The sequence below is a fragment of the Paramesorhizobium endophyticum genome, assembly GCF_014640615.1.
Classification (GTDB): domain Bacteria; phylum Pseudomonadota; class Alphaproteobacteria; order Rhizobiales; family Rhizobiaceae; genus Paramesorhizobium; species Paramesorhizobium endophyticum.
On sequence record NZ_BMHH01000007.1, the window covers coordinates 61,525 to 85,057 of the forward strand.

Annotated in this window: 27 protein-coding genes; 16 read left to right on the top strand and 11 right to left on the bottom strand. The window is 60.7% G+C overall.

The features are described from left to right. The 4 genes from IEX53_RS10360 to IEX53_RS10375 form a co-directional block, all read right to left on the bottom strand. On the bottom strand, positions 1-1,071 hold the full coding sequence (locus IEX53_RS10360) for an IS110 family RNA-guided transposase (RefSeq protein WP_188824097.1): 1,071 nt from the start codon (positions 1,069-1,071) through the stop codon (positions 1-3). Between the two features lie 32 nt (positions 1,072-1,103). Next, the gene (locus IEX53_RS10365) at positions 1,104-1,934 is read right to left on the bottom strand and encodes a hypothetical protein (protein WP_188824098.1); all 831 of its coding nucleotides are present in this window, start codon (positions 1,932-1,934) and stop codon (positions 1,104-1,106) included. Between the two features lie 91 nt (positions 1,935-2,025). Beyond that, the gene (locus IEX53_RS10370; protein ID WP_188824099.1) at positions 2,026-4,131 is read right to left on the bottom strand and encodes a molybdopterin oxidoreductase family protein; all 2,106 of its coding nucleotides are present in this window, start codon (positions 4,129-4,131) and stop codon (positions 2,026-2,028) included. Between the two features lie 37 nt (positions 4,132-4,168). Further along, complete coding sequence (locus tag IEX53_RS10375; protein ID WP_188824100.1) at positions 4,169-5,014, bottom strand: EamA family transporter; 846 nt, start codon at positions 5,012-5,014, stop codon at positions 4,169-4,171. Between the two features lie 135 nt (positions 5,015-5,149). On the opposite strand from IEX53_RS10375, the gene IEX53_RS10380 reads away from it, so the two are divergent. The 6 genes from IEX53_RS10380 to IEX53_RS10405 all read left to right on the top strand — a co-directional run bounded on the left by IEX53_RS10380 (position 5,150) and on the right by IEX53_RS10405 (position 8,708). Continuing rightward, a complete protein-coding gene (locus tag IEX53_RS10380; protein ID WP_188824101.1) occupies positions 5,150-5,404 on the top strand; it encodes a type II toxin-antitoxin system Phd/YefM family antitoxin in 255 nt (84 codons plus the stop codon). Positions 5,405-5,422: 18 nt separating this feature from the next. Beyond that, positions 5,423-5,809, top strand: coding sequence for a type II toxin-antitoxin system VapC family toxin (locus tag IEX53_RS10385; RefSeq protein ID WP_308429138.1), 387 nt, complete (start codon positions 5,423-5,425; stop codon positions 5,807-5,809). Positions 5,810-5,876: 67 nt separating this feature from the next. Continuing rightward, positions 5,877-6,737 carry a 23S rRNA (adenine(2030)-N(6))-methyltransferase RlmJ gene (locus IEX53_RS10390; RefSeq protein ID WP_188824102.1) on the top strand — a complete coding sequence of 287 codons (861 nt, stop codon included), beginning with the start codon at positions 5,877-5,879 and terminating at the stop codon, positions 6,735-6,737. Positions 6,738-6,799: 62 nt separating this feature from the next. Next, positions 6,800-7,270: a phage portal protein gene (locus tag IEX53_RS10395; RefSeq protein WP_236016124.1), complete on the top strand. Its 471-nt coding sequence runs from the start codon at positions 6,800-6,802 to the stop codon at positions 7,268-7,270. Between the two features lie 14 nt (positions 7,271-7,284). Further along, positions 7,285-8,076: a ribonuclease T2 family protein gene (locus IEX53_RS10400; RefSeq protein ID WP_188824104.1), complete on the top strand. Its 792-nt coding sequence runs from the start codon at positions 7,285-7,287 to the stop codon at positions 8,074-8,076. A 35-nt stretch (positions 8,077-8,111) separates the two neighbouring features. Beyond that, the gene (locus tag IEX53_RS10405) at positions 8,112-8,708 is read left to right on the top strand and encodes a glutathione S-transferase (protein ID WP_188824105.1); all 597 of its coding nucleotides are present in this window, start codon (positions 8,112-8,114) and stop codon (positions 8,706-8,708) included. Positions 8,709-9,121: 413 nt separating this feature from the next. Here the strand turns inward: IEX53_RS10405 and IEX53_RS10410 are convergent, their stop codons facing one another. After that, complete coding sequence (locus tag IEX53_RS10410; RefSeq protein WP_188824106.1) at positions 9,122-9,376, bottom strand: type II toxin-antitoxin system Phd/YefM family antitoxin; 255 nt, start codon at positions 9,374-9,376, stop codon at positions 9,122-9,124. Positions 9,377-9,490: 114 nt separating this feature from the next. Beyond that, positions 9,491-10,135 (bottom strand): outer membrane protein, encoded by a 645-nt coding sequence (locus IEX53_RS10415; RefSeq protein ID WP_188824107.1) that lies wholly within the window; start codon positions 10,133-10,135, stop codon positions 9,491-9,493. A 330-nt stretch (positions 10,136-10,465) separates the two neighbouring features. Between IEX53_RS10415 and IEX53_RS10420 the strand changes: the two genes are divergently transcribed. The 8 genes from IEX53_RS10420 (at position 10,466) to IEX53_RS10455 (ending at position 16,563) form a co-directional block, all read left to right on the top strand. Beyond that, positions 10,466-11,299 carry an SDR family oxidoreductase gene (locus IEX53_RS10420; protein WP_188824108.1) on the top strand — a complete coding sequence of 278 codons (834 nt, stop codon included), beginning with the start codon at positions 10,466-10,468 and terminating at the stop codon, positions 11,297-11,299. Beyond that, the gene (gene uvrC, locus IEX53_RS10425) at positions 11,296-13,380 is read left to right on the top strand and encodes an excinuclease ABC subunit UvrC (protein WP_236016125.1); all 2,085 of its coding nucleotides are present in this window, start codon (positions 11,296-11,298) and stop codon (positions 13,378-13,380) included. The genes IEX53_RS10420 and uvrC overlap by 4 nt, the downstream gene beginning before the upstream one ends. A 55-nt stretch (positions 13,381-13,435) precedes the next feature. Next, positions 13,436-13,759, top strand: a complete 324-nt coding sequence (locus IEX53_RS10430) for a type II toxin-antitoxin system RelE/ParE family toxin (protein WP_188824109.1) — start codon at positions 13,436-13,438, stop codon at positions 13,757-13,759. Between the two features lie 5 nt (positions 13,760-13,764). Then, entirely contained in the window at positions 13,765-14,073 is a 309-nt protein-coding gene (locus IEX53_RS10435) for a helix-turn-helix domain-containing transcriptional regulator (protein ID WP_188824110.1), read from the top strand. Between the two features lie 150 nt (positions 14,074-14,223). Beyond that, positions 14,224-14,805 carry a CDP-diacylglycerol--glycerol-3-phosphate 3-phosphatidyltransferase gene (gene pgsA / locus IEX53_RS10440; protein ID WP_188824111.1) on the top strand — a complete coding sequence of 194 codons (582 nt, stop codon included), beginning with the start codon at positions 14,224-14,226 and terminating at the stop codon, positions 14,803-14,805. Between the two features lie 54 nt (positions 14,806-14,859). Next, the gene (gene moaD / locus IEX53_RS10445; protein WP_188824112.1) at positions 14,860-15,114 is read left to right on the top strand and encodes a molybdopterin converting factor subunit 1; all 255 of its coding nucleotides are present in this window, start codon (positions 14,860-14,862) and stop codon (positions 15,112-15,114) included. Position 15,115: 1 nt separating this feature from the next. After that, positions 15,116-15,628: a molybdenum cofactor biosynthesis protein MoaE gene (locus tag IEX53_RS10450; RefSeq protein WP_188824113.1), complete on the top strand. Its 513-nt coding sequence runs from the start codon at positions 15,116-15,118 to the stop codon at positions 15,626-15,628. A 131-nt stretch (positions 15,629-15,759) separates the two neighbouring features. After that, positions 15,760-16,563, top strand: a complete 804-nt coding sequence (locus IEX53_RS10455) for an META domain-containing protein (RefSeq protein ID WP_188824114.1) — start codon at positions 15,760-15,762, stop codon at positions 16,561-16,563. 49 nt (positions 16,564-16,612) lie between these two features. Here IEX53_RS10455 and IEX53_RS10460 read toward each other — a convergent pair whose 3' ends face one another. The 3 genes from IEX53_RS10460 to ndk all read right to left on the bottom strand — a co-directional run bounded on the left by IEX53_RS10460 (position 16,613) and on the right by ndk (position 17,847). After that, the gene (locus IEX53_RS10460; protein ID WP_188824115.1) at positions 16,613-17,032 is read right to left on the bottom strand and encodes a DUF2442 domain-containing protein; all 420 of its coding nucleotides are present in this window, start codon (positions 17,030-17,032) and stop codon (positions 16,613-16,615) included. A 68-nt stretch (positions 17,033-17,100) separates the two neighbouring features. Next, a complete protein-coding gene (locus IEX53_RS10465; protein WP_188824116.1) occupies positions 17,101-17,265 on the bottom strand; it encodes a DUF4160 domain-containing protein in 165 nt (54 codons plus the stop codon). A gap of 159 nt (positions 17,266-17,424) precedes the next feature. After that, entirely contained in the window at positions 17,425-17,847 is a 423-nt protein-coding gene (gene ndk / locus IEX53_RS10470; protein ID WP_188824117.1) for a nucleoside-diphosphate kinase, read from the bottom strand. A gap of 305 nt (positions 17,848-18,152) precedes the next feature. Here ndk and IEX53_RS10475 point away from each other — a divergent pair, with 305 nt between their 5' ends. Both IEX53_RS10475 and IEX53_RS10480 read left to right on the top strand, forming a co-directional pair. Beyond that, positions 18,153-20,042: an ABC-F family ATP-binding cassette domain-containing protein gene (locus IEX53_RS10475; protein ID WP_188824118.1), complete on the top strand. Its 1,890-nt coding sequence runs from the start codon at positions 18,153-18,155 to the stop codon at positions 20,040-20,042. Positions 20,043-20,362: 320 nt separating this feature from the next. Then, positions 20,363-21,289, top strand: coding sequence for a CPBP family intramembrane glutamic endopeptidase (locus IEX53_RS10480; protein WP_188824119.1), 927 nt, complete (start codon positions 20,363-20,365; stop codon positions 21,287-21,289). 6 nt (positions 21,290-21,295) lie between these two features. Here IEX53_RS10480 and IEX53_RS10485 read toward each other — a convergent pair whose 3' ends face one another. Beyond that, entirely contained in the window at positions 21,296-21,745 is a 450-nt protein-coding gene (locus IEX53_RS10485; RefSeq protein WP_188824120.1) for a DNA polymerase III subunit chi, read from the bottom strand. Positions 21,746-21,898: 153 nt separating this feature from the next. Beyond that, positions 21,899-23,392, bottom strand: a complete 1,494-nt coding sequence (locus tag IEX53_RS10490) for a leucyl aminopeptidase (RefSeq protein WP_188824121.1) — start codon at positions 23,390-23,392, stop codon at positions 21,899-21,901. Positions 23,393-23,533 lie beyond the last annotated feature (141 nt).

A 23,533-nucleotide genomic window follows, 5' to 3' on the forward strand; every position in this document is an offset into this window, starting at 1 on the left:
CTATATCCTGTTCACCATCGCCAACTGATTTCCTCGCGCCGCGCCGCTCAAAGCCGATTGCGCAGGGCTGCTTTTGTAAGTCTCGCCGGTTATCATCATCTTCCAGGCAATCCTGGCAATCTTGTTGGCCAGCGCAACAGCTGCGAGTTTAGGGGGCTTGCGCTTGAGCAGTTCTGCCAGCCACGAAGAGGCTTTACCGGAACGCCGTGCGTGTTGAACGACAGCCGTTGCTCCTGCCACCAGAACCGCCCGCAATGCCTCATCGCCTGCTCGCGTAATACAACCGAGCCGCAGCTTTCCGCCAGTCGAGTGATCCTTTGGTGTCAGCCCGATCCAGGCTGCAAACTGGCGACCGGATCGGAATAGCTCCGGAGCGGGTGTTTTCATGATCAAGAGCGCCGCGCCAATTGGGCCGATGCCTGGAATGGTGTTAAGACGCTTGCTGCGTTCATCGTTACGCTGCCATGCCTTGAGCTTCGCATCCGCATCGGCAATCTTCTCTTCCAGTTGAGCGTATTCCTCCGCCTGGCTGGCAAATAATTCCTTGGCCAACTCCGGCACGGTCCCATCAGCCTGTATCCTTTCAAGCAGCAAAGAAACATGAGCTAACCCCTTGGCCGCGGAAATGCCAAATTCGCTGGCGTACCCCCGGATGGCGTTGGCGAGTTGGGTGCGGTTGGCGATCAGTCGGGCACGAACGCCTACCAGCATAAGCGCTGCTTGCTCATCGGCCGTCTTGACCGGCACGAACCGCATCGTCGGGCGGCTCATTGCCTCGCATAATCCCTCAGCGTCGGCAGCGTCGTTCTTGCTTCGCTTGATATAGGGCTTCGCCAGTTGCGGCGCGATCATTTTCACCTCATGCCCGAACGAAGTCAGCAGCCGTGCCCAGTGATGGGAAGCGCCACAGGCTTCGATGGCGATCACGGTTGGCGGACAGGTCGTGAAGAAATCGATCATCTCCTTGCGGCGCATCTTCTTGCGCAAGACCGGCTTCTCGGCAGCGTTCACGCCATGCAACTGAAAAACATGCTTTGACGTATCCATACCAATGCGAATAATCCTGTCCACGGGCGGCTCCCTTTGTTTGAGATCATAACGACTCACTCTGGCACATTTTGATGCCGTTCGGGGGCCGTCCACTCCAACAGCTTGGCGTAAAAGGCGTAGAGGAAAGCGGCGAAAAGCTGCTGCTTGAGCGCCATGATGAGCAGGGTGAAGGCAAGAACCTTCGTCCAGAAGCCACCTGGAAGATAGTTCCAGCAGAATGCGACGCAGATCATGCAGGCCAAGGCTGGTTCAATGAAGGTTGCATAGGCGGGGATCAGGATATTCGGCCCGTACGGCATGATGCACCAGCCGTTGAGAGGCGAGAGATATTTGAAGTGGGTTGCGGTTTCTTCACGCGCAAGGGCGGCGAGCGGGCTGATTACCAAGGTCAATAAAAGCACGATGGCCAATAAGCCAAGGACTTTCTGGCCGTCTGTTCGCATATAGCGCCATCCGAGCGCGACTAAAGCGGCGGTGCTTGCGTAATACAATGTCCCGGCCAGAGTAACGAGCCCGAGGAAAAGCGCTGATTCCAGAAATGGGGCATTGCAATATGCATTCATGAGCCAGCCCCGCAGGGTCTCGTTCAAGCCGCACATCAGAAGAAAAAGGATAATGGCGGGAAGCGCCCAGCCGCGACGGGGCAAATCCTTCCGCAGCGCGCCGTAGAGCCAGACCGCGCCGAAGGCCACGGCCAGATTGGTGATGAGCCGAAAGGGCAGCAAGGCCTTAACTTCCTGAGAGGGGTAAGGCACATGCAGAACGTCGATCATGACCGTGTGGACGCTGAGCGATAACACGGCAGTAAGGCAAAAGCCTACGATCAGACGCCCCCAATGGATGTCATCAAGCAAACGGGATTTATGCGCTGCCGAGATGGGCATCTCAAAGCCTCCGGCACTGTATCCCGTTATTTTAGCCTCGTTTTGGGCCGGAACGCAAATTTGCCGCGCGGTCGATACCGGCCCGCAAGCCCTACCCCGCCTTCCGCACCCACACCTTCGTGTCATGGAACGCCGCCCCGCCATAAGGCGCTGCAGCGTCGGCGCCGGTGAGTGTGTTGATGCCCTCGCCGCGCTCGAAGGCGGAGTTGGGGAAGATGCCTTCGGAAATCACCACGCCGCGGCGCTGGCTGTCACGCACCCTTGCGTGCAGCACCAGTTCGCCGCGCTGGTTGCCGATTTCGACGCGGTCGCCATCGGATATGCCGAGTTCCGCCGCGTCCTGGCTATGGATCAGCAATTGCGGGCGCACTTCCTTGGCTAGCGAGGTCGGCGTTATGGAGAAGCTTGAATTCAGGAAATTATGCGCGGGCGAGGTTGCGAGGCGGAAGGGATGTTCCGCATCCGCCAGTTCGATCGCCTGCCAGTAATCGGGGAATTCCGGCAAGTCCCGGTAAGGCCCCTGCGGCCCCATGGAGCGCGGCGGCTTGTCGGGCGACGGGCTGCCGGTCCAGTCCGGCTTGAAGCGGAATTTGCGGTCCGGCCAGTTGAAACCCTTCAAGTAATGGGCGCGCTCATAGTCCGGCTGCATGTCGAGCCAGCGCAGTACCTTCAATTCGTCGAAGCCGGGCAGGCCGGCCTTGCGCAACATGTTGTCGATAAGCGTGCGTTCATCGACGTTGAAGCCCGGCATATGGCCGACGCCCAGACGGTTCGCCAGCTCATTGAGAACGTAGAGATTGGGCTTCGCCTCGCCCGATGCCTCCACCAGCTTCGGTCCCAGGACGATATGCTGCTGGCCGCCGCCGCGATAGATGTCGTCATGCTCCAGGAACATGGTCGCGGGCAGCACGACATCGGCGAGCTTGGCCGTATCGGTCATGAATTGCTCATGGACGACCATGAACAGATCTTCGCGCAGCATACCCTTGCGGATCAGACGCTGCTCCGGCGCGACATTGGCCGGGTTGGTGTTCTGGATCAGCATAGCCATGACGGGCGGCCCGCCATTCAGCGATTCCCTGTCGCCGGTGAGGATGCGGCCGATCTTCGATTGGTCGAGATAGCGGATATCCGGGTCCTTGAAGGACCTGCCCTCGATCTCCGACTTGTCCAGCCGGAAAATGCCGGAATTGGAGTGGAATGCCCCACCGCCCTCATGCAGCCATGCGCCTGTCACGGCGGGAATGCAGGCGGCGGCGTGCATGCTGACCGCACCGTTGCGCTGGCGGGTGAAGCCATAGCCGAGGCGAAAGAAGGTGCGCTTGGTCGTGCCGACGAGACGGGCGAAGGCCTCGATCTCCTCCACCGGCAGCCCGGTGATGGCGGAAGCCCATTCCGGCGTGCGGGTTTGCAGATGGCGCTCAAGGCCCTTGGGGTCGTCCGTATAGGCGTTGAGATAGTCCCAGTCGGCCAGCCCGTCGCGGAAGAGGATGTGCATGACGGCGCAGGCGAAAGCGCCATCGGTGCCGGGCTTCAGCACGATGCCCATATCAGCCTGACGAACCGTCGCATTCTCATAGACATCGATGGCGACGATCTTAGCGCCGCGCTCCTTGCGCGCCTTAACCGCATGGGTCATGACATTGACCTGCGTCGCCGCGGCATTGGTGCCCCAGATGACAACGCAATCGGCCTTCGCCATTTCGCGCGGGTCGACGCCGGTCAGGCTGCCCGTGCCGGCGTAAAAGCCGGTCCAGGCCAGATTGGTGCAGAAGCTGTCGAATTGGTTGGAGTATTTCTTGGCGTGGCGCAGGCGATGGATCGAATCGCGCTGCACGAGGCCCATCGTCCCGGCGTAAAAATTGGGCCAGATGCTTTCGGAACCATGTTCCGCTTCCGCCTTCAGGAAGCGTTCGGCGACGAGGTCAAGCGCCGCTTCCCACGAGGCTTCCTTCCAGACACCCTCCCCCTTGCCGCCGGCGCGGATCAAAGGCTTCAGGAGGCGGTCGGAATGGTGGATGCGCTCGGCATAGCGCGCGACCTTGGCGCAGATGACGCCATCGGTATAGCTGTTCTCCTTCGCGCCGCGCACGCGCCCTATGGTGTGGGCGTCAAGCACCTCCACATCGAGGGCGCAAGTGGAGGGGCAATCGTGCGGGCAGGCGGAGTGCCCGATATGGAGAACGTGCTTGTTCATGGCTTGATCCAAATCAGCGGGGCGTGGCCGATCCATATCAGCTTAGGCGGATGATGACGACTCCTATGACGATGAGCAGCGCCGCGAGGATGCGCTGCCAGCCAATGCGCTCTTTCAGGAAAAGCGCCGATAGGAGGATGGCGAAGAGGATCGAGGTTTCGCGCAGCGCCGAGACGACGGCGATGGGCGCCAAGGTCATCGCCCAGAGCGCCAGGCCATAGGAGCCGAGCGTTCCCACCCCGCCGATGAAGGCCAGGGACCAGCGTCCTTGCAGATGCGGCCAGATGCGCTCGCGATGCCGCAGCAGCGTCCAGAGAACGAGCGGGGCGGCATTCAGCACGAACACCCACATGGTATAGGCGACGGGCGCGCCGGATTTGCGCACGCCTATACCGTCCACCAGCGTGTAACCGGCGATGAACATGGCGTTGACGAGGGCAATCGCGGTAGTGCGGCCATTGCCGTGGGCTGCCCTTCGCCGCGCCTCGAAAGCCAGCGCCAGCACGCCGCCCGAGATGAAGGCGATGCCGACCCAGCGCGCGGCGGGAAGCACCTCGCCGATGAGCGGGCCGCTGACGAGCGCCACCAGCAGCGGCGGCGTGCCGCGCATGATCGGATAGGCCTGGCTCATGTCCCCGCTCTCATAGGCGGCGGCGACGAGGCAGAGATAGATCACCTGCAGCACCATCGACATGGCGAGAAACGGCCAGCTCGCCCGGTCCGGCGCGGCCAGAAAAGGCAGGGCGAGCGCCGCAATCAGCCCCGCCGCGCCGACGACGATGACGGCGTTGAGAAACTTGTCGCCACTCGATTTGACGACCGCATTCCAGCTGGCATTGAGGAAAGCGCCGAAAAGGACGAGTAGAACAACCGTGCCGGACATGGGAGGGGTTACCGGAATCAGAGGAGGCGATATGCGGGCTCCACCGTATCAGCAGCGGTGGGGGTGGAGGAATGGCTGTTCGCTCGCTTGCAAAAATAGGAACGTTACTACGTATTGGAGCCAGGAGATATCGCCATGTCGATCACAACCATATCGAGCCGCGAACTGAACCAGAATGTGACCCGCGCAAAAAGGGCGGCGAAGCAAGGCCCCGTGTTCATCACGGACCGGGGCAAGCCTTCGCATGTGCTGCTCAGCATCGAGGAATATCAGCAATTGACCAAGCAGCGGCGCAGTATCGTCGATGCTCTGGCAATGCCTGGGCTTGCGGATATCGAGCTCGAGATTCCTCGCTTTGGAGATCTGCCACGCCCTGCGGATTTTGACTGATGTACCTGCTTGATACGAATGTTCTTTCCGAACTTCGCAAGGCAGCCATGGGAAAAGGCAAATCCCAATGTCGTCGCCTGGCTATCCAGCAAGGATATCGCGAATTTTTACGTTTCCGCCGTGACGCTGATGGAACTGGATTTGGGAATTTTGCGGAAGGAACGGCGCGATCCCACTCAAGGAGCTCTGCTGCGCATTTGGATGAACGACCACGTTATACCCGAATTCTCCCAGCGTACCCTGTCGGTCGATATGGCTGTTGCGTTTCGCTGTGCACGGCTCCATGTGCCCGATCCTCGTCCGGAACGAGATGCTTACATCGCGGCAACCGCCCTCGTGCATCGCATGACGCTCGTCACCCGTAACGTTGCTGATTTTAAGCCGACAGGGGGTGACGCTCGTTAATCCGTGGGATACCCCGCAACACTGAAACCCCTTGCAGTTCCCCTTCAGGCATGGAATTGGCAAGGCCATGAACTATCGCCATGCATATCATGCCGGGAATTTCGCCGATGTCTTCAAGCACGTCGTGCTCACCCGGATCATCGAATATCTGAAGCGCAAGGAGCAGGCGTTCCGGGTGATCGACACCCATGCCGGAATCGGGCGCTATGATCTCACTGGAACGGAAGCGGGCAAGACCGCCGAGTGGAAGGAGGGCATTTTCCGCCTTCTCCACGGCACGGTCCCACCCGACGCGGCGGAGCTTCTTGCGCCCTTTCTCGACATCATCAGGGCGGAGAATGCGAGCGATAGCCTGAACGCCTATCCCGGCTCCCCGCTTCTGGCGCGGCGGCTGATGCGCAGGCAGGACCGGCTCTCGGCGCTTGAGCTACATCCCGAAGACGCAAAGACGCTCGCCGATCTCTTCGCCGGGGATCATCAGGTTCGCGTCATCCATCTCGACGGCTGGCTGGCGCTGGGCGCGCATCTGCCACCCAAGGAAAAGCGCGGCCTCGTACTGGTCGATCCGCCCTTCGAGCTACCGGGCGAATTCGACCGGCTGGTGGATGGCCTCGTCAGGGCGCATAAGAGACTTCCGGGCGGCACCTATGCGCTCTGGTATCCGGTAAAGGACCGGCAGGAAGTAAAGCGCTTCGTCGCAAGGCTGCGTGAAACGAGCATCCCGAAAATATTGCGGCTGGAACTGGCGATCCGCCCGCCCTCGCCCGAGCCACGGCTCGACGGCACCGGCATGATCGTCGTCAACCCGCCCTATACGCTCGAAGGCGAGATGAAACTGTTGCTTCCCTGCCTCACTAACCTGTTGAGCGAAGCAAAAGGCGGATCGTTTGCAATAGAGTGGATACGAGGCGAGCAGGTTAACGCTTGACCGAAGCCCGGCGGTAGCCGAAGGTGAATCATATGCTCCACTACCGATACAGGAATTGGTCAATGAAGCGCTTCGGACAATTCAGCCATATGCTTGCCTCTGCGGCATTTGCCCTTGCAACCGTCCTTTCCGCAGGCGGTCTTTCATCCACGCCTGCCGGAGCAGCCGATCTTCTGGCGACGCGCGGGGATTATGCCGATACCGGCGGCGTCTGCAGCGACCAGCGCGTGCTGAAATCCATCGTCTCGCGCTTCAGCTATCAGGTCACCCACGTGCCCAATCTGCCGCAGGTCGGCATTTCCGCTTTCAGCAACATCTCCCAGAACCATTTCGAGCCCGGCGTGACGCCTCCGCTGATCACCCGCTATTACTGCCGCGGGACGGCAGTCCTCTCCGATGGCGACCAGCGGCCCGTCTGGTACATGATAGAGGAAGGCCAGGGCTTCGCCTCGATCGGCGACAATGTCGAGTTCTGCGTCACCGGCTTCGACCGCTGGAATGCGTATGACGGCAACTGCCGGGTTCTTCGCTGAGCGGTAGATAAAGAATGCAGGGAAGAAGCTTTTTGATCCTGGTGGCTCTTGCCGCCATCGCATGGTTTCTTTTCTCGCTTCTCAATGATGAGGCGCCCAATCCCCTCTCACGGGCCGCGCGGGATAGCGGTTCGCCGACATCCATTTTCAGCGGAAACAAGCCGAATCCCCTGCCCCAACCACCGCAGGGCAGTGGCGATCCTGCCTCCGCCCGGGACGGCAATGGTTCGCTGGGCGGCCACGGTTTCGATTTCTATGTGCTGTCGCTTTCCTGGTCGCCAAGTTACTGCGCCACGGAAGGCCGGCGCGCAGACCGGCAGCAATGCTCGTCAAGCCGGCCTTATGCCTTCGTCGCGCATGGGCTCTGGCCGCAAAATGAGCGCGGCTATCCGCAGGACTGTCCAATCGACAATCCCTATGTGCCTCGCGAGCTCGTCTCGCAGATGCGCGACATCATGCCCTCGGCAGGCTTGATGGGGCATGAATGGCGCAAGCATGGAAGTTGCAGCGGGCTGTCGCAATCCGATTATTTCTCTGCCGTTCGCCGCGCCTATGAGGCGATAACGATCCCCCCGAACTTCCGCAACGCCACGGCGACCCGCGATGTCGACCCTATGCTGGTGGAGAAAGCCTTCATTTCCGCCAATCCCGGCATTCCGGCGGGTGGCATAGCGGTGACCTGCAAGGACGGGCATCTGGAAGATGTGCGCATATGCATGACCAAGGATCTCAAATTCCGCAGTTGCGGGGAAGTCGATGCCAATGCCTGCCGCCGGCGCTCGGTTACCATGCCGCCGGTGCGTTAAACGACTAAAAAACATCACGGGAGTCTTCAATCGAAATGACAAAACTTCTTTATGCCGCCGCTTCGCCCTACAGCGTGAAGGTGCGGATGGCCGCGCATTATGCCGATATCCCGGTGGAGGTCGTGATCGTTAATGCCAATGAGGAGCCGGAAGAGCTGGTTTCCGTCAACCCGCTGGGCAAGATACCCACCCTCCTCACCGATGACGACAAGACCATTTTCGACAGCCGCGTCATCACGCAATATCTGAACCGCGTGTCCGGCAACAAGCTCTTCCCGCGTAATGCCGACAAGCGGCTCGACGCGGAAAAGCTGGAAGCGCTGGCGGACGGCATATGCGATGCGCTTCTCGCCCATGTCTATGAGCGCCGCTTTCGCCCCGAGGAGAAGATTCATCAACCCTGGCTCGACCGGCAATGGGGCAAGGCCATGCGGGCGCTAGATCTCCTTGAGGCCGCTCCGCCGCGCCTCACAGCCAAGCTCAACGCAGGCCACATCGCGCTCGCGGCAACGCTGGGTTATCTCAGCCTGCGTTTCGAAGGACAGTGGGAAAAAGGCCGTCCGAAGCTCAGACGCTGGCTCAAGCGGTTCGGGGAGTTGCATCCCGAACTGGCGGGGATGCTGCCGAAATAAGACGCTACGTCCTGTCCACCCGCGCGGTCTTTTGCCGAATGAAAGGCCGTGCGGCGGCAGCAATTTTCGAGAGAAAGTTCGCGCTGAATCGACCGAGAATTTCGGCGTTCGGATCTAGATAATAGGAAGTCTCTGCAACGTCGTAGTTGAATTCTGAGACGGTAATCCAAGCTTCTTTCCATTCTCGCAAGCCCGCACGGCGTCATTCAAGTGGCGGGATCGCCAACGCTGTCTGCTCGGAACGGGGCGGCGTTCCTGAGATGGCAAGCAACAGTACATGGGTGGCTGTATCCGATGGAATGGCCAGCAAAAGACAAGCAGGGCGTTCCTTGCGCCCCTCCGTTTCCCCTCTATCGGCTTGCCAGCGCCAAAGGTATGGATAGACAAGAACCGATCCCGTTGGTGGGAGCGGACTACTCATCGCCACCATCGCCATCGGCGATTAATTTATCCAGTGCTGGTAGAAAAATCTCCGCCAGTTCAGGCGGCATTTCACCCGGCCCGAACACCCTGCGGGGGTCCGGTCGCCGGATAGTCTGAAAATCCTCATAGGTCATAAGGACATACCGAGGCTTGCGGTGCTGCGTGATTGCAACGGGCTGCCGGTCGGCAGCCATTGTTACATGTTTGAAATCGCGCAACAATTCGACAGTGGTAAATTCTTTCATAGCGTACCTCTCAGTCAAATATACGAATAATTCGAATTATGCACAAGAGGTCCTTATTCCAACAAAAAAGCCGGGCTTCCGCCCGGCTTTTTCGTGTTCAAATCTTGGAAGGATTTAGAACTTGTAGCCGACGCCCAGACGGATGTCGTGGGTCTTCAGGTCGGACTCGACTGAAGCGCCGCCCAGGTCGTAGTCCTTCTTGCCGAGATCGGTGTAGCGATATTCGGCGCGGCCCACGATGTTCTGGGTGATGAAGGCTTCAGCGCCGGCACCGACGGTCCAGCCGGCGCGGAACTTCTTCTCGCTGTCGTCACCGGCGCTTAGCTCGACGTTCGAGCCGGCAACGCCGCCCGTCACGTAGAGAAGAGCCGGATCCATGGCGTAACCGACGCGGCCACGCAGCGAACCTTCAAAGCCCTGCTTGGCTTCGAGGCCGCGCTTTTCTTCCTTCAGCCAGGAGTAGCCGGCATCGCCTTCAACACCGTAGACGATGTTGCCGTTCTGGAAGTTCCAGCCGGCATAGGCGCCAGCCTTGCCGTTGTTGTCCTTGATGTCGCCAACAGCGTCGGTGCCGAACTTGCCCCAGCCCCAGCCGCCGTAGAGACCGGTGTAACCGCCGGCCCAGGTGTACTGCGGAGCAGCTTCAACCGGAGCAGCGGGTTCCGGCGGCTGGTCAACGATGGCGTCAGCAGCAAGGGCGGAAAAGGTAAGCGGCAGCAGCGCAGCCGTAGCAAGGGCGAGGGTCTTAAGAGTGCGCATGCGCATTCTCCTTACTTACTTATTTTTACAATTGGACGCGTTTCAAGCTTGGGAAGAGAGGTGGGGGCCTCGCAGAAACCGCGTTGTGACAGGACGCAAGATCGTGCTCAAATGCGGCGCGACCTGTGCCAATCCGTGGAAAGAACCTGTCCGCAATATGGCTAAAATATGATGTTGCAATATGGCCACATGGCCGAAGGCGGCCCTTATTATGGCGCAACGGGCCGTGACCAAAGCCCGATATCCGGGGCATTTGCGCTAAATTGTCAGCATTCCCGGGGGTGTATGCCTATATCAAGAGGAATTCCGGCTCCCATTCTGCTATCGCGGATGGCACAAAATTGGACGGCGCAGACAGACAAGGATTCGTTTACCGTGAACTCCAAATTTCCAGCCGCCTTTTCCGCCCACGTCGGCGTGCTGGTCACCGGTGGGGCAAAACGAATCGGAAAGGCGATCGTCGGGGACCTCGCGGCGCACGGATTCGCGGTAGCGATTCATTGCAACGGTTCGATGACGGAGGGCGAGGCGCTGGCGGAAAAGATCAGGACCGCCGGCGGGCAGGCCGTGGCGATTCAGGCCGATCTCTGCGACCCGGACGCTGCACGGGCGCTTGTCAAGGAGGCGCAGTCGGCGCTTGGGCTGCCTATCCGGCTTCTCGTCAACAATGCCTCTGTTTTCGTGGAGGACCATGTCGGCGGGCTTGAGGATAATATATGGGACAGGCACTTCGCCCTGCACCTGAAGGCGCCGGTGCTTCTTGCCGAGAGCATGGCGGCGGCGCTTTCCGAGGGAGAGGATGGGCTCGTCGTCAACATGATCGACCAGCGGGTGTGGAAACCCAATCCGCTGTTCTTCTCCTATACGCTGTCGAAGGCGGCGCTCTGGAATGCCACGCGCACGCTGGCGCAGGCGCTCGCGCCCCGTATCCGGGTCAACGCCATCGGCCCCGGCCCGACGCTGCCGAGCGAGCGGCAGGAGGAAAGGGACTTCCAGCGGCAAGTGGGTGCGATTCCCTTGAGGAAAGGCCCTACCCTGTCTGATTTCGGCCTCACGATTCGCTATCTATGGGAGATGAAATCAGTGACCGGCCAGATGATTGCGCTCGACGGCGGCCAGCATCTGGCATGGGAGACACCGGATATCTTGGGAATTTCGGAATGAGCGGCGGAATGAAACCGGGCGGCGGGCAGGACGATGTTGCCGGCTTCCTCATCGACGAGGCTGAGGCGCAGGACGATGCGCCCGATATGGACGAGGGTGGCGAGCCCGCGCGCGCCGGCCTCGCCGACTCCATTGTATGGACTTCGGCGCTTGAAGAGAACAGTGAGACGATGGCCGGTCTCTCCGGCGCGGAAGTGATCGACGCCTTCGTCAAGCGCCTGCCCAACAAACCCGGTGTCTACCGCATGTTCAATGCGGCAGGCGATGTACTCTATGTCGGCAAGGCGCGCAGCCTCAAGAAGCGCGTCTCAAATTATGTGCGCGGCCACGGGCACACCAACCGCATTGCGCGGATGGTGCGCGAGACGGCGACGATGGAATTCGTCGTCACCCGCACCGAGACCGAGGCGCTGCTGCTGGAAGCAAACCTCATCAAGCGCCTGCGCCCGCGCTTCAACGTGCTGATGCGCGACGACAAGTCGTTTCCCTATATCCTCATGACAGGGGATCATCGCGCGCCCGGCATCTTCAAGCATCGCGGCGCGCGCTCGCGCAAGGGCGATTATTTCGGCCCGTTCGCTTCCGCCGGGGCGGTGGACCGCACCATCAACGCGCTGCAACGCGCATTCCTATTGCGCACCTGCACGGATTCGGTGTTCGAGATCCGCACCCGCCCATGCCTGCTCTATCAGATCAAGCGCTGCTCCGGCCCCTGCACCCGGGAAATCGGCGATGCGGATTATGCGGGACTGGTCAGCGAGGCGAAAGCTTTCCTTTCCGGCAAGAGCCAGAGCGTGAAGGAACATCTTTCCGAGGCGATGCGCGAGGCGTCGGAACAACTGGATTTCGAGCGCGCTGCCGTCTATCGCGACCGCCTTTCCGCCCTGTCGCATGTGCAGAGCCATCAGGGCATCAACCCGCAGACGGTGGAAGAGGCCGACGTGTTCGCCATCCATCAGGAAGGCGGCATGACCTGCATCCAGGTGTTCTTCTTCCGCACCGGGCAGAACTGGGGCAACCGCGCCTATTTCCCAAAGGCGGACGCATCGCTCGGCAATGCCGAGGTGCTGGGCGCGTTCCTGTCGCAATTCTATGACGATAAGCCCTGCCCGCGACTGGTGCTGCTTTCCGAAACGGTGGAGGACCAGGAACTGCTCGCCGAGGCTCTCTCGACACGGGCCGGACATAGGGTGCAGGTCACCGTGCCGCAGCGGGGCGAGAAGAAGAGCCTTGTCGAGCACGCCCATACCAATGCGCGCGAGGCGCTGGGACGCAGGCTCGCCGAAACTTCGTCGCAGGCGCGGCTACTTAAGGGACTCGCGGAGACCTTCGGCCTGCCGCGCGTGCCGCGGCGCATCGAGGTCTACGACAACTCGCACATCATGGGCACCAATGCGGTGGGCGGCATGATCGTCGCGGGGCCGGAGGGCTTCGTCAAGAACCAGTACCGCAAGTTCAACATCCGCTCGCAGGATATCACCCCCGGCGACGATTTCGGCATGATGCGCGAGGTGATCCAGCGCCGCTTCGCGCGGCTGGTTAAGGAGCATGGCCTGCCGGAAGCGCAGCAGCCGGTGGAGACGGAGGGCACCGATGAGATCGACATGACCGGCGAGGCCTTCCCCGCCTGGCCGGACCTGATTTTCATCGACGGCGGCCAAGGACAGGTCGGCGCGGTGCGCGGCATTCTGGCGGAACTCGGGATCGGCCATCTCGTCACCTCCATCGGCATTGCCAAGGGCGTGGACCGCGATGCGGGACGCGAGCGTTTCTTCGTCGAAGGCAAGCCCGCCTTCACCCTGCCGCCGCGCGACCCGGTGCTCTACTTCATCCAGCGCCTGCGCGACGAAGCCCACCGCTTCGCCATCGGCACCCACCGCGCACGGCGCAAGAAGGAGATGGTCAAGAACCCGCTCGACGAAATCGCCGGAATCGGCCCGGCGCGTAAAAGGGCGCTGCTGCACGAGTTCGGCACGGCCAAAGCGGTTTCGCGCGCTGCGGTGGAGGATCTGATGCGGGTCGAGGGAATTTCGGAGGCAATGGCGCGGGCGATACGAGATCATTTTCATGAGGGGGGATAAGAAAGCGATGCCGGTTTGGCCCTTGACAATTTTTCGTTTATAAACGAATATCGCCATGTTCGAGCTTCGCCATTACCTCACTGCCGACGGCAAGGATTTGATAACCGATTGGCTGCGAAAGCTTCGCGACATGCAGGCTAAGACCGCCATCATCCGGAGATTGAACCGGCTGGAATTAGGCAATTTCGGTGACTTCAAGCCGTTACGCGAAGGTGTCTACGAACTGCGCATCGACATGGGACCGGGCTACCGCGTCTATTATGCGCAATCGGGCAAAACGGTAGTACTGCTGTTATGCGGTGGCATCAAGAAGACGCAGGAGACCGACATCGAGCGGGCGGTCGCCTGCTGGAGAGACTGGCAGAGTCGCAAGGAGTAATCACAATGAAAGACCGCCCCCACGACGACGCAATGGCCGCGCTGTACAAGGACGATCCGAAACTCGCAGCCGCAACCCTCGACGCAATCCTCGCCGATGGCGATCAGGACGAACTGTTGGTGACGTTGCGCCAGATGGCCAAAGCGTTCGGCGGTGTGCCAAAGGTGGCGAAAGAAGCGCATCTCAACGCGACACAGCTATACCGCACACTTTCGGAAAAAGGGAATCCGGAGGTGCGTAGCTTGAGCGCCATCCTGCGTGTCATGGGCCTACGACTGGCGGTTCAGCCGATCGAGCCGAACCACATGCATTAAGTCCTTTTCCGGTGCAGCACGGCCTTGACTGGAAACAGCGGCGGCGGGAGTTGATTTTTTGCCCACATCGCTGTTGATGTGTCGATACATTCATAAATTGCCGCATGACGCTCCTTCCAACGGCCTCATGCGGCGGGAGAGCTGCCGAATATGCGGAAAAACGCCCTGTCCTTGCCCAATATTCTCACCTATGGGCGCATTCTCGCAGTGCCATTGGTGGTTTTGTGCTTTTTCGTCGAAGGCAGCCTCAAATCGAGCGACACGGCGCGCTGGTCGTCGCTCGCTATCTTTGCCGCCGCCAGCATAACGGATTTCTTCGACGGCTATCTCGCGCGCATCTGGAAGCAGACCTCGACCATTGGCCGCATGCTTGACCCGATCGCCGACAAGCTGCTCGTTTCGGCCTGCCTGCTGCTGCTTGCCGCCGACCGCACCATCGCGGGGTGGACGCTGTGGGCCGCCATCATCATCCTGTGCCGCGAAATCCTCGTCTCGGGCCTGCGCGAGTACCTGGCGGAGCTGAAAGTGAGCGTACCCGTCAGTACGCTTGCCAAATGGAAAACGGCCATCCAGATGGTGGCCATCGGCTTCCTGCTTGCCGGCCATGCGGGCGACCAGTTCTTCCCCTATACGACGGCGACCGGCATCGGGCTTCTGTGGATTTCCGCGCTCGTCACCCTCTATACCGGCTGGGATTATTTCCGCGCCGGGCTCAAGCATGTGATGGACTAAAACATGGTCCCCAAGGTTGCCGACTTTGGATAAGACCATGTCATGGGGGTTAGGATGACGAAACTTGTCTATTTCGCCTGGGTGCGCGAGCGCATCGGCAAAGAGGAAGAAGACATCGCCCTGCCCGCCGAGGTGCGGACGGTGGCGGAGCTTCTGGACTATCTGAGAACGCGCGGCGAGGAATATGAAGCCGCGCTGCAGAACCCTAAAGTGATCCGCGTCGCCATCAACCATGAGCACACGGCGCATCACGAGCCGATTGCCGGAGCGCGGGAGATCGCGCTCTTCCCGCCGATGACGGGGGGCTGAGATGGATACCGCCCCCCTCCCCCATATCAGCGTCCAGCGCGAGGATTTCGACCTTGCGCATGAGGTTTCGGTGCTGACGGCGGGACGCAGCGATATCGGCGCGGTGGTGAGTTTCACCGGTCTTTGCCGTGACGAAGGCGGAACGCTGGCGGCGCTTGAGCTCGAACATTATCCCGGCATGGCGGAAGCGGAGATCGGGCGCATCGCGGAAGAAGCCGCCAGGCGCTGGCCGCTGACGGGGCTACGGATCATCCACCGCCATGGCAAAATCCAGCCCGGGGAGAACATCGTCCTCGTCGTCACGGCTTCCGCCCACCGGCAGGCGGCATTCGAGGCGGCATCGTTCCTCATGGATTTCCTGAAAACCCGCGCGCCTTTCTGGAAAAAGGAGCATCGCCGCGACGGCGCCCCTTCGGCAGGCTCAGGAGGCGGCTGGGTGGAAGCCAAGGCCCTGGATGACGAAGCAGAATCACGCTGGACGGCAGGCAGCCCGCAGCGCGATGAAAAACCCTAAGAGATCATTACCAAAAACTTGCAATGTCACAATTTCCACACGAAGATTCCCCATCCATGGGAGTGGAGAATCAGCCCTATCCACATGGGGTCGAGGGATTTCCAAAGAACAAAACAATACGGGTAACAAATATGCGGCGCTCTCGCGCGGGTAGGATTTCAATAATGGGAGTTGCGGCGGCAGGGGTGGCCGTGCTTGGCGGTTTCGTCCTTTTCGTCACCACGTCGCTTCCAACCTCCGGTGTGGCGGCGGAAAAGACCATTCGCGGCGCGGTCGCCTACAAGGAAAAGGTCGACTTGCCCCCGGAAGCCGATCTCCATGTGCAACTCGCTGATGTTTCGCCTTCCGATGCCGGCGGGAAAATCCTGGCCGAGACGCGGGTTTCCCCTGTTGAGAACGGCGTTACCCCCTTCTCGCTCGATTTCGACAGCGACGACATCGAGCCCGGCCATACCTATGTCCTGCAGGCGCGCATCGCGGCGGGAGACACGCTGTGGTTCGTCAACGACCAGCAATACCGTGTCGACCTGCAGACAGTGCAGGAGCCGGTGAAAATCAAGCTGGTCGGCGTGAGGAAGAGCGCCGAAACCGCGCCCGACAGCCCCATAGAAGGCTCGACCTGGCTCGTGGAGGACATCTACGGCACGGGCGTCGTCGACGATGCCCGCACGACGCTGACCATCGGCGATGACGGCCAGGTGAGCGGATCGAGCGGCTGCAACCGCTATTTCACCAAGGCCTCATTCTCCGCCGACACGCTCTCCTTCGCCGAAGTCGGCTCCACCTATCTGCAATGCCCGCCCGCGCTGATGAACCAGGAAAGCAAGTTCTTCGACGCGCTCGGCAAGACACGGGCTTACAAGGTCGACATGGGCAAATTGCTGCTGCTGGATGAGAAGGGGCAGGAGATATTGCGGCTGTCGCAGAATGGTTGAGCGGGATGGATAGCGAATAGCTGCGCGTTCCCGATCTGCTACCCACCTTTTAATTGGTCCCAGCCTTGCGCGGCCTGCCGCCCTTGCGTCCATTTTCCCTTGCCGCCGCAGTCTTCGCGACACTGCTTTTCTGTCCCGCTTCTCGCGCAAGCGCCTTACGCATCCAGTCTCGGGTACCGAAGATTCCGGCTACCAGCGCCGGGACATAAAGGTCCGCGTCGAGCCGCGGCCAATGCAGATTGAAGCCCATGCCATCAACCTCGATCGTTTCAAGGTCATCATCATTGGCTCCGTTCAAATCCTGCACGAGATGGGCCGGAAATATGTAGGTGCATCCGTTCACAAGCTCGACCGTCACACGCCCGCTGCGGCGATCATAACGCGCCGATACGGCGCGCGGCTCCGCTTCCAGCATTATTTTGCCGCGTGCTTCTGCCGCATCGAGTTCAGCATCAGTCAGCTTGCCCATGAATTCGATCCCATTCCTGCATGAACGCGTCGCGGTGCTCGATCACTTCCAGCATCAGGCGCCGCATATCAGAGCGCTTGATGCCTACGAAGGAAACCACCTCGCGGCCTGCCGCCGGGTCCGAAAAGGTTTATTTTCGCCTGGCCTGCGCCTGTGATGTGTACATGGGCCGGTTCGTGGTCAGCAGTATAGATGACAAACCGGAATCCGTGGGCACGGTGAATGACAACCATAGGGAATATAACCTAACTGTTGGGTTATTCAAGGCTTCTTCTTCGTCCCGCGCCCTCGCGCGCTACAGCGGATAATGAATAGAGCCTCTCCCGCTCTCCCTTCTATGCAAAAAGCCCGCCGTTTCCGGCGGGCTTATCATATCTGCGATACTGAAAAGCTTATCCGACGATTTCCGTGCCGGAGAACCAGTAGGCGATTTCCTGGGCGGCGGTTTCGGGGGCGTCCGAGCCATGGACCGAGTTTTCGCCGATCGAGAGGGCGAAGGTCTTGCGGATCGTGCCTTCGTCGGCATTGGCCGGGTTGGTCGCGCCCATGATTTCGCGGTTCTTCAGGATGGCGTTCTCGCCTTCGAGGACCTGCACGACCGTCGGGCCGGACGTCATGGATTCAACCAGCTCGCCGAAGAACGGGCGATCCTTGTGGACGGCGTAGAAGCCCTCGGCCTCGCGGCGGCTCATCCAGACGCGCTTGGAAGCGACGACGCGCAGGCCGGCGTCCTCGAGCATCTTGGTAATCGCGCCCGTCAGGTTGCGCTTGGTCGCGTCGGGCTTGATCATCGAAAAAGTGCGTTCAATCGCCATGGGAAAAAACCTTTGTACTGCCAGTTGAAGGAAGGTGCGGCTCCTATAGCGGCGCATTGCGGCCTTGCCAAGGGGCGGAAAGGCGCGACGGGCCATTGACTCGCCAGGACAACGTCGGGGCGCGTGCATTCTGAACCTCCTGCACCTGGCAATAGGAAAAGCGAAAACATCTTTTCCCCCTCTCCCCGTAATTCACGGAGAGGGTAAGGGAGGGGCACTGTGCTGCGTTTCCATGTGAAATGCCCGAACCCAAGCTGTCTCTTAGTCTCTTGCGAAACGGCGCTTGCCGTGCAAAAGCCCTTGTCATGCTTATTCTGAACGACATTTCCGTACGTATCGCCGGGCGCCTGCTTATCGACCACGCCAGCGTGACGCTGCCGGCGGGGTCCAAGACCGGCTTTGTCGGGCGCAACGGCACCGGCAAATCCACCCTCTTCCGCGTCATCACCGGCGAGCTTGCGCCGGAAACCGGCGATTTCTCGATGCCGAAGAACACGCGCATCGGCCAGGTCGCGCAGGAGGCGCCGGGAACGGAAGAACCGCTGATCGAGATCGTGCTCAAGGCCGACAAGGAGCGGCTGGCACTGCTCGAAGAAGCCGAAACCGCCACCGACCCGAACCGCATCGGCGAAATCCATACCCGGCTTGCCGATATCGGCGCGCATTCGGCGGAGGCGCGGGCGGGCGCGATCCTCTCCGGCCTCGGCTTCGATGCAGAGGCGCAGCGCCGTCCGGCTTCGTCCTTCTCCGGCGGCTGGCGGATGCGCGTGGCGCTTGCCGCGGTGCTCTTCTCCGAGCCGGATTTGCTGCTTCTCGACGAGCCGACCAATTATCTCGATCTCGAAGGCACGCTGTGGCTGGAGGATTATGTGCGGCGCTATCCGCATACCGTCATCCTCATCAGCCACGACCGCGATTTGCTCAACTCCGCCGTCAATTCGATCATGCATCTCGACCAGAAGAAATTGACCTTCTGGCGTGGCGGCTACGATCAGTTTGAGCGCCAGCGCGCCGAGAAGATCGAATTGCAGCAGAAGCAGCGCGTGAAGCAGGAAGCGCAGCGCAAGCATATGGAGGCCTTTGTCGAGCGCTTCCGCGCCAAGGCGTCCAAGGCCAGACAGGCGCAGTCGCGGCTGAAGGCCCTGCAGAAGCTGAAGCCCATCGCCGCCCATATCGATGAGCATGTGCAGCCCTTCACCTTCCCCGACGCGGAGAAGAAGGCCGCCTCGCCCATCATCGCGCTCGAAAACGCCGATGTCGGCTATGCCCCCGGCAAGCCGGTGCTGCGCGGGCTGAACCTGCGCATCGACAATGACGACCGCATCGCGCTGCTCGGATCCAACGGCAACGGCAAGTCAACCCTCGCCAAGCTGCTGGGCGGCAGGCTTGCGCCGGAAACCGGGACGCTGACGGTTTCCCCCAATCTGAAAGTCGCGTTCTTCGCGCAGCATCAACTCGACGATCTGGTGCCCGACGACAACGCCATCGAGCATGTGCGCAAGCTGATGCCGGGCGAGCCGGAGGCGAAGGTCCGTTCGCGCGTGGCGCGAATGGGGCTTTCGACCGAGAAGATGATGACGCCCGCGCGGGACCTCTCGGGTGGTGAAAAAGCGCGGCTCCTGATGGGCCTTGCCACCTTCCACGGGCCGAACCTGCTGATCCTCGACGAGCCGACCAACCACCTCGACATCGACAGCCGCGAGGAGCTTGTCCACGCGCTCAACGGGTTCAACGGCGCGGTCATCCTCATCGCCCACGACCGGCACCTGATCGAGGCGACGATGGACCGGCTGTGGCTGGTGCGGGGTGGCGAGGTGAAGCCTTTTGACGGCGATCTGGAGGAATACCGTTCGCTGGTGCTCTCCGACAGCCGTTCCGGCGGCGGTGAAAAGCCCTCCGACCAGGGGCCGAAAATCTCCAAGGCCGACCAGCGCCGCCTCAACGCCCAGAAGCGGGAGGCGCTGAAGCCCCTGCAGAAGAAGATCAAGGATGCCGAAGCATTCGTGCAGAAGCTGACGAAGAAGGTGGAAGATCTGCAGGCGCAACTCGACGATCCCGCGCTCTATGCAGAAGAGGATGCCTCGAAGGTCACCGCCGTCACGCGCGACCTCGCCAAAGCTAAGGCCGAACTGGCGAATGCGGAAGAGAAATGGCTGATGCTCTCGACGGAGTATGAGGACGCGATGGCGGAGTAAGCGGAATACTATCTCACCCCTCCGTTGAAGCGCCGCCCCTCTCGCTCGCCGTCATTCTCGGGCTTGTCCCGAGAATCTGCCGAGGCCCAATCTGTCAGGACGGTAATCGCTTATCTGTTTCCTTATGGCAGATTCTCGGGACAAGCCCGAGAATGACGGCGGTATCTACTTGCCCGTCGCGGCGCGTACCGAACCCTGATGTTTGCGCACCTGTTTCAAATTTCCTTTAAAATACATCTATTTAAAACGTTGATTTCCGAGCGAAGCGGTGATTAAGTCGCCGGATCGAGGGGAATGACAATCATTCGCAAGAGGTTTTGATGTCATATCTTCTGGATCATCCCCTCGCGGGTCTCGCTTATCTTCTGCTCGCGCTTTGCGTCGTTACACTTGTCGTCCGAAAGCAGAACATCTCGATCGGGTTTGCTTGCCTTTCCCTGGTAGCCGCCTTTTTCAGTGGGATTGTTGGCGTCGAGGCCGTGCTCGCCCTGGTGGTGTTTCTCTTTCTGTGTCTTTGGCACTTCAGCCTGCGCCGGGGCGGCACAACCCTCGCTTTTCCCGGCGCGACCGTATTATCCGGCCTTCTGGTCGTGGCTGCGGCCGTCGCCTTCGCCGCGCACACCATCATTCCCGGCTTTCACAATGTGAAAATCATCGACAAGATGGTGATGTCGGAGGGCGGCATACCGTTCTCGATGTATTTCAACTTCGACAAGGTGGCTTCGGCCTGGATATTGGCGGTATGCGGCGGCTTTTTCCCGGCGGCTGCAAGCGTGCGAGGAACGCCGAACGAGCAGGCCGGCGCGGGGCGTACCCTCGCCATCGGCGCCGCGTGCCTTGCCGGCTGCATTATCGTGATGATTCCGGTTTCGGTGGCGCTGGGCTATATCGCGTTCGATCCGAAGCTCATGCCTTTTCTCTGGATCTGGGCGCTGAACAACCTCGTCTTCGTCGCGTTTTCGGAGGAAATTCTGTTCCGCGGGATGATACAGGGCAGCCTCACCGCCGGGTTCACCCGCCTTGGCTGGCCTCGGGCCGCCTATGCCGCATTGGTAATAAGCGCCTTTTTGTTCGGGCTGCCGCATGTCTATGGCGGCTGGACCTATGTGTGGCTCGCCACTCTGGCAGGCTTGTTCTACGGCACGGCCTTTATGAAAACGCGGCGGGTGGAAGCGTCCATTGCGGTGCATTTCCTGCTGAACTTCGTTCACGCGCTTCTTTTCACCTACCCCGCCCTTTTCAAATAGGCGGGGTCAGGCCTTGCGCTCCCAGCGGCGGTCGGGCGTCTGCTGCCAATAGGTCAGCTGATGCCCCTCTTCCTTCAGAGTTTTCCACTGCGCACGCGCCTTCTCGAGTTGGTCCTGGTCGTGGCCGTCGAACATGACGACGAGGCGTTCATAATCGCCCGCGCCGTAGATTTCCGCCCCTTCGACGATGAAGCGCACCGTTGCGCTGTTGGGATTGGCGTCCGTTATGGTCAGGATGATCGGCTGTTCCGCCGGATGCGGTTCCCGGTCGGTTCCATGGGCCAGGAAGGATTCCTCCGACCATGTCCATAGATGATTATCGAGGGCGTCGCGGCGCTCCTCCGTGGCGGCCTGGATCACCACCCGCCACCCGCGCGAAAGCGAACGCTCCACAAGGCCGGGGAGTGCTTCCTCGAGCGTCGATTCGGTCAGGTGGTAGAAGAGGATTTCAGCCATGGAATCCGGTTAGAACCTTTTCGTTGGAGATCACGGCGGAACAGCGCCCCCCTCTGCCCTGCCGGACGGGCTCGCGCCCTCCTTCCCCCTTGCGGGGAGGGAAGGCGCCAACCCGTCCGGCAGCCCACAGAGGTGGATGTCAGATGAAATCATTCATCCCTCAAAATTATCCCGTACCAGCCGATCCAGCAGTCTCACCCCGAATCCGGAGGCCCAGGACTGGCTGTATTCGTTGGTCGGCGCGCCGATGGCCGTGCCTGCCACGTCGAGATGAGCCCAGGGCGTATCGCCGACGAAGCGCTTCAGGAATTGCGCGGCGGTGATCGCGCCGCCATTGCGGCCGCCGATGTTCTTCATGTCGGCGACCTTGGAATCGATCAGCTTGTCATATTCACTACCGAGCGGCATCCGCCAGACTTTCTCGCCCGTCGCCTGGCCTGCTTCATAGAGCTGGCCGGCAAGCGTGTCGTCATTGGAGAAGAGGCCGGCGTGATGCAGGCCGAGCGCCACCATGATCGCGCCGGTGAGGGTAGCCAGGTCGATCATGAGGCGCGGCTTGAAGCGCTCATTGGCGTACCAGAGCGCATCGGCGAGGACCAGCCGCCCCTCCGCATCCGTGTTGAGCACCTCGATGGTCTGGCCCGACATGGAGGTGACGATATCGCCCGGGCGCTGGGCATTGCCGTCAGGCATGTTCTCCACGAGGCCAATGATGCCGACGACGTTCACCTTCGCCTTGCGGACGGCGAGCGCGTGAAGGAGGCCGGTGACGGCTGCGGCGCCACCCATGTCGCCCTTCATCTCCTCCATGCCCGAGGCCTGCTTGATCGAAATGCCGCCGGTATCGAAGACGACGCCCTTGCCGATGAAGGCGACGGGGGCCTCGCCCTTCTTGCCGCCGTTCCACTCCATGATGGCGATGCGGGGTGGGCGAACGGAGCCCTGCGCGACGCCGAGCAGCGCACCCATCCCGAGCTTCTTCAGTTCCTTTTCGGTGAGAATCTCGACCTTCACGCCAAGCTTCGTCAGCTTCTGCGCCTCTTCGGCGAATTCCACCGGGCCCAGCACATTGGCAGGCTCGTTGACGAGGTCGCGGGCGAGCCGGACGCCTTCGGCCACTGCCTGCGCATCGGCAAAGACTTTGCGCGCACTCGCGGGATCAGCGGTTTGCAGGGTGACGTTCACGCTGTGCCTGGGCTCGTCACTGAAGTCGTCGTTCTTTTTCGTCTTGTATTTGTCGAAGCGGTAGGCGCGCAGCAGCATGCCGAGCGCGAAATCGGCGGCGTTCTGCGGCGAAACGGCGGAATCGGGCAGCGCAAGCACGGCGGACGCCGCCTTCGCCTTGCCTATCTTGGAAAATGCCGCACCACCGATCCTGATCCAGTCATCAGCCTTCAGCTTCGCGGGGTCGCCCGCGCCGACCAGCACCAGCCGGTCCGCGCCCTTTTCTCCCGGCAACAACGTTTCGACGGTAGCGCCGAGCTTGCCCTTGAAGCCGGTTATCTCTACGAGCCGCGAAATGAGCTCACCGCCTCCGATAGCTTCGGCCTCCGGCGCAAATTTGCCATCCTGCGTGACGAGGAGGATAACGGCATCTTTTTCGGGCGTGGAGAAGCTGGAAAAGCCGATTTCGGGGTATTTGGACATGTTGGCTCCGGAATTTGGCATGGATGGCATGGAATAAAGAGTCGCAAGTGTTTACTTCATGTGAAAGAAGCTAGGCAAAACGGCAAGGGCTATGGTGAGTGCGATCACGCTTTAGTAATCTGTTTACTGCGTTTCTTCGTC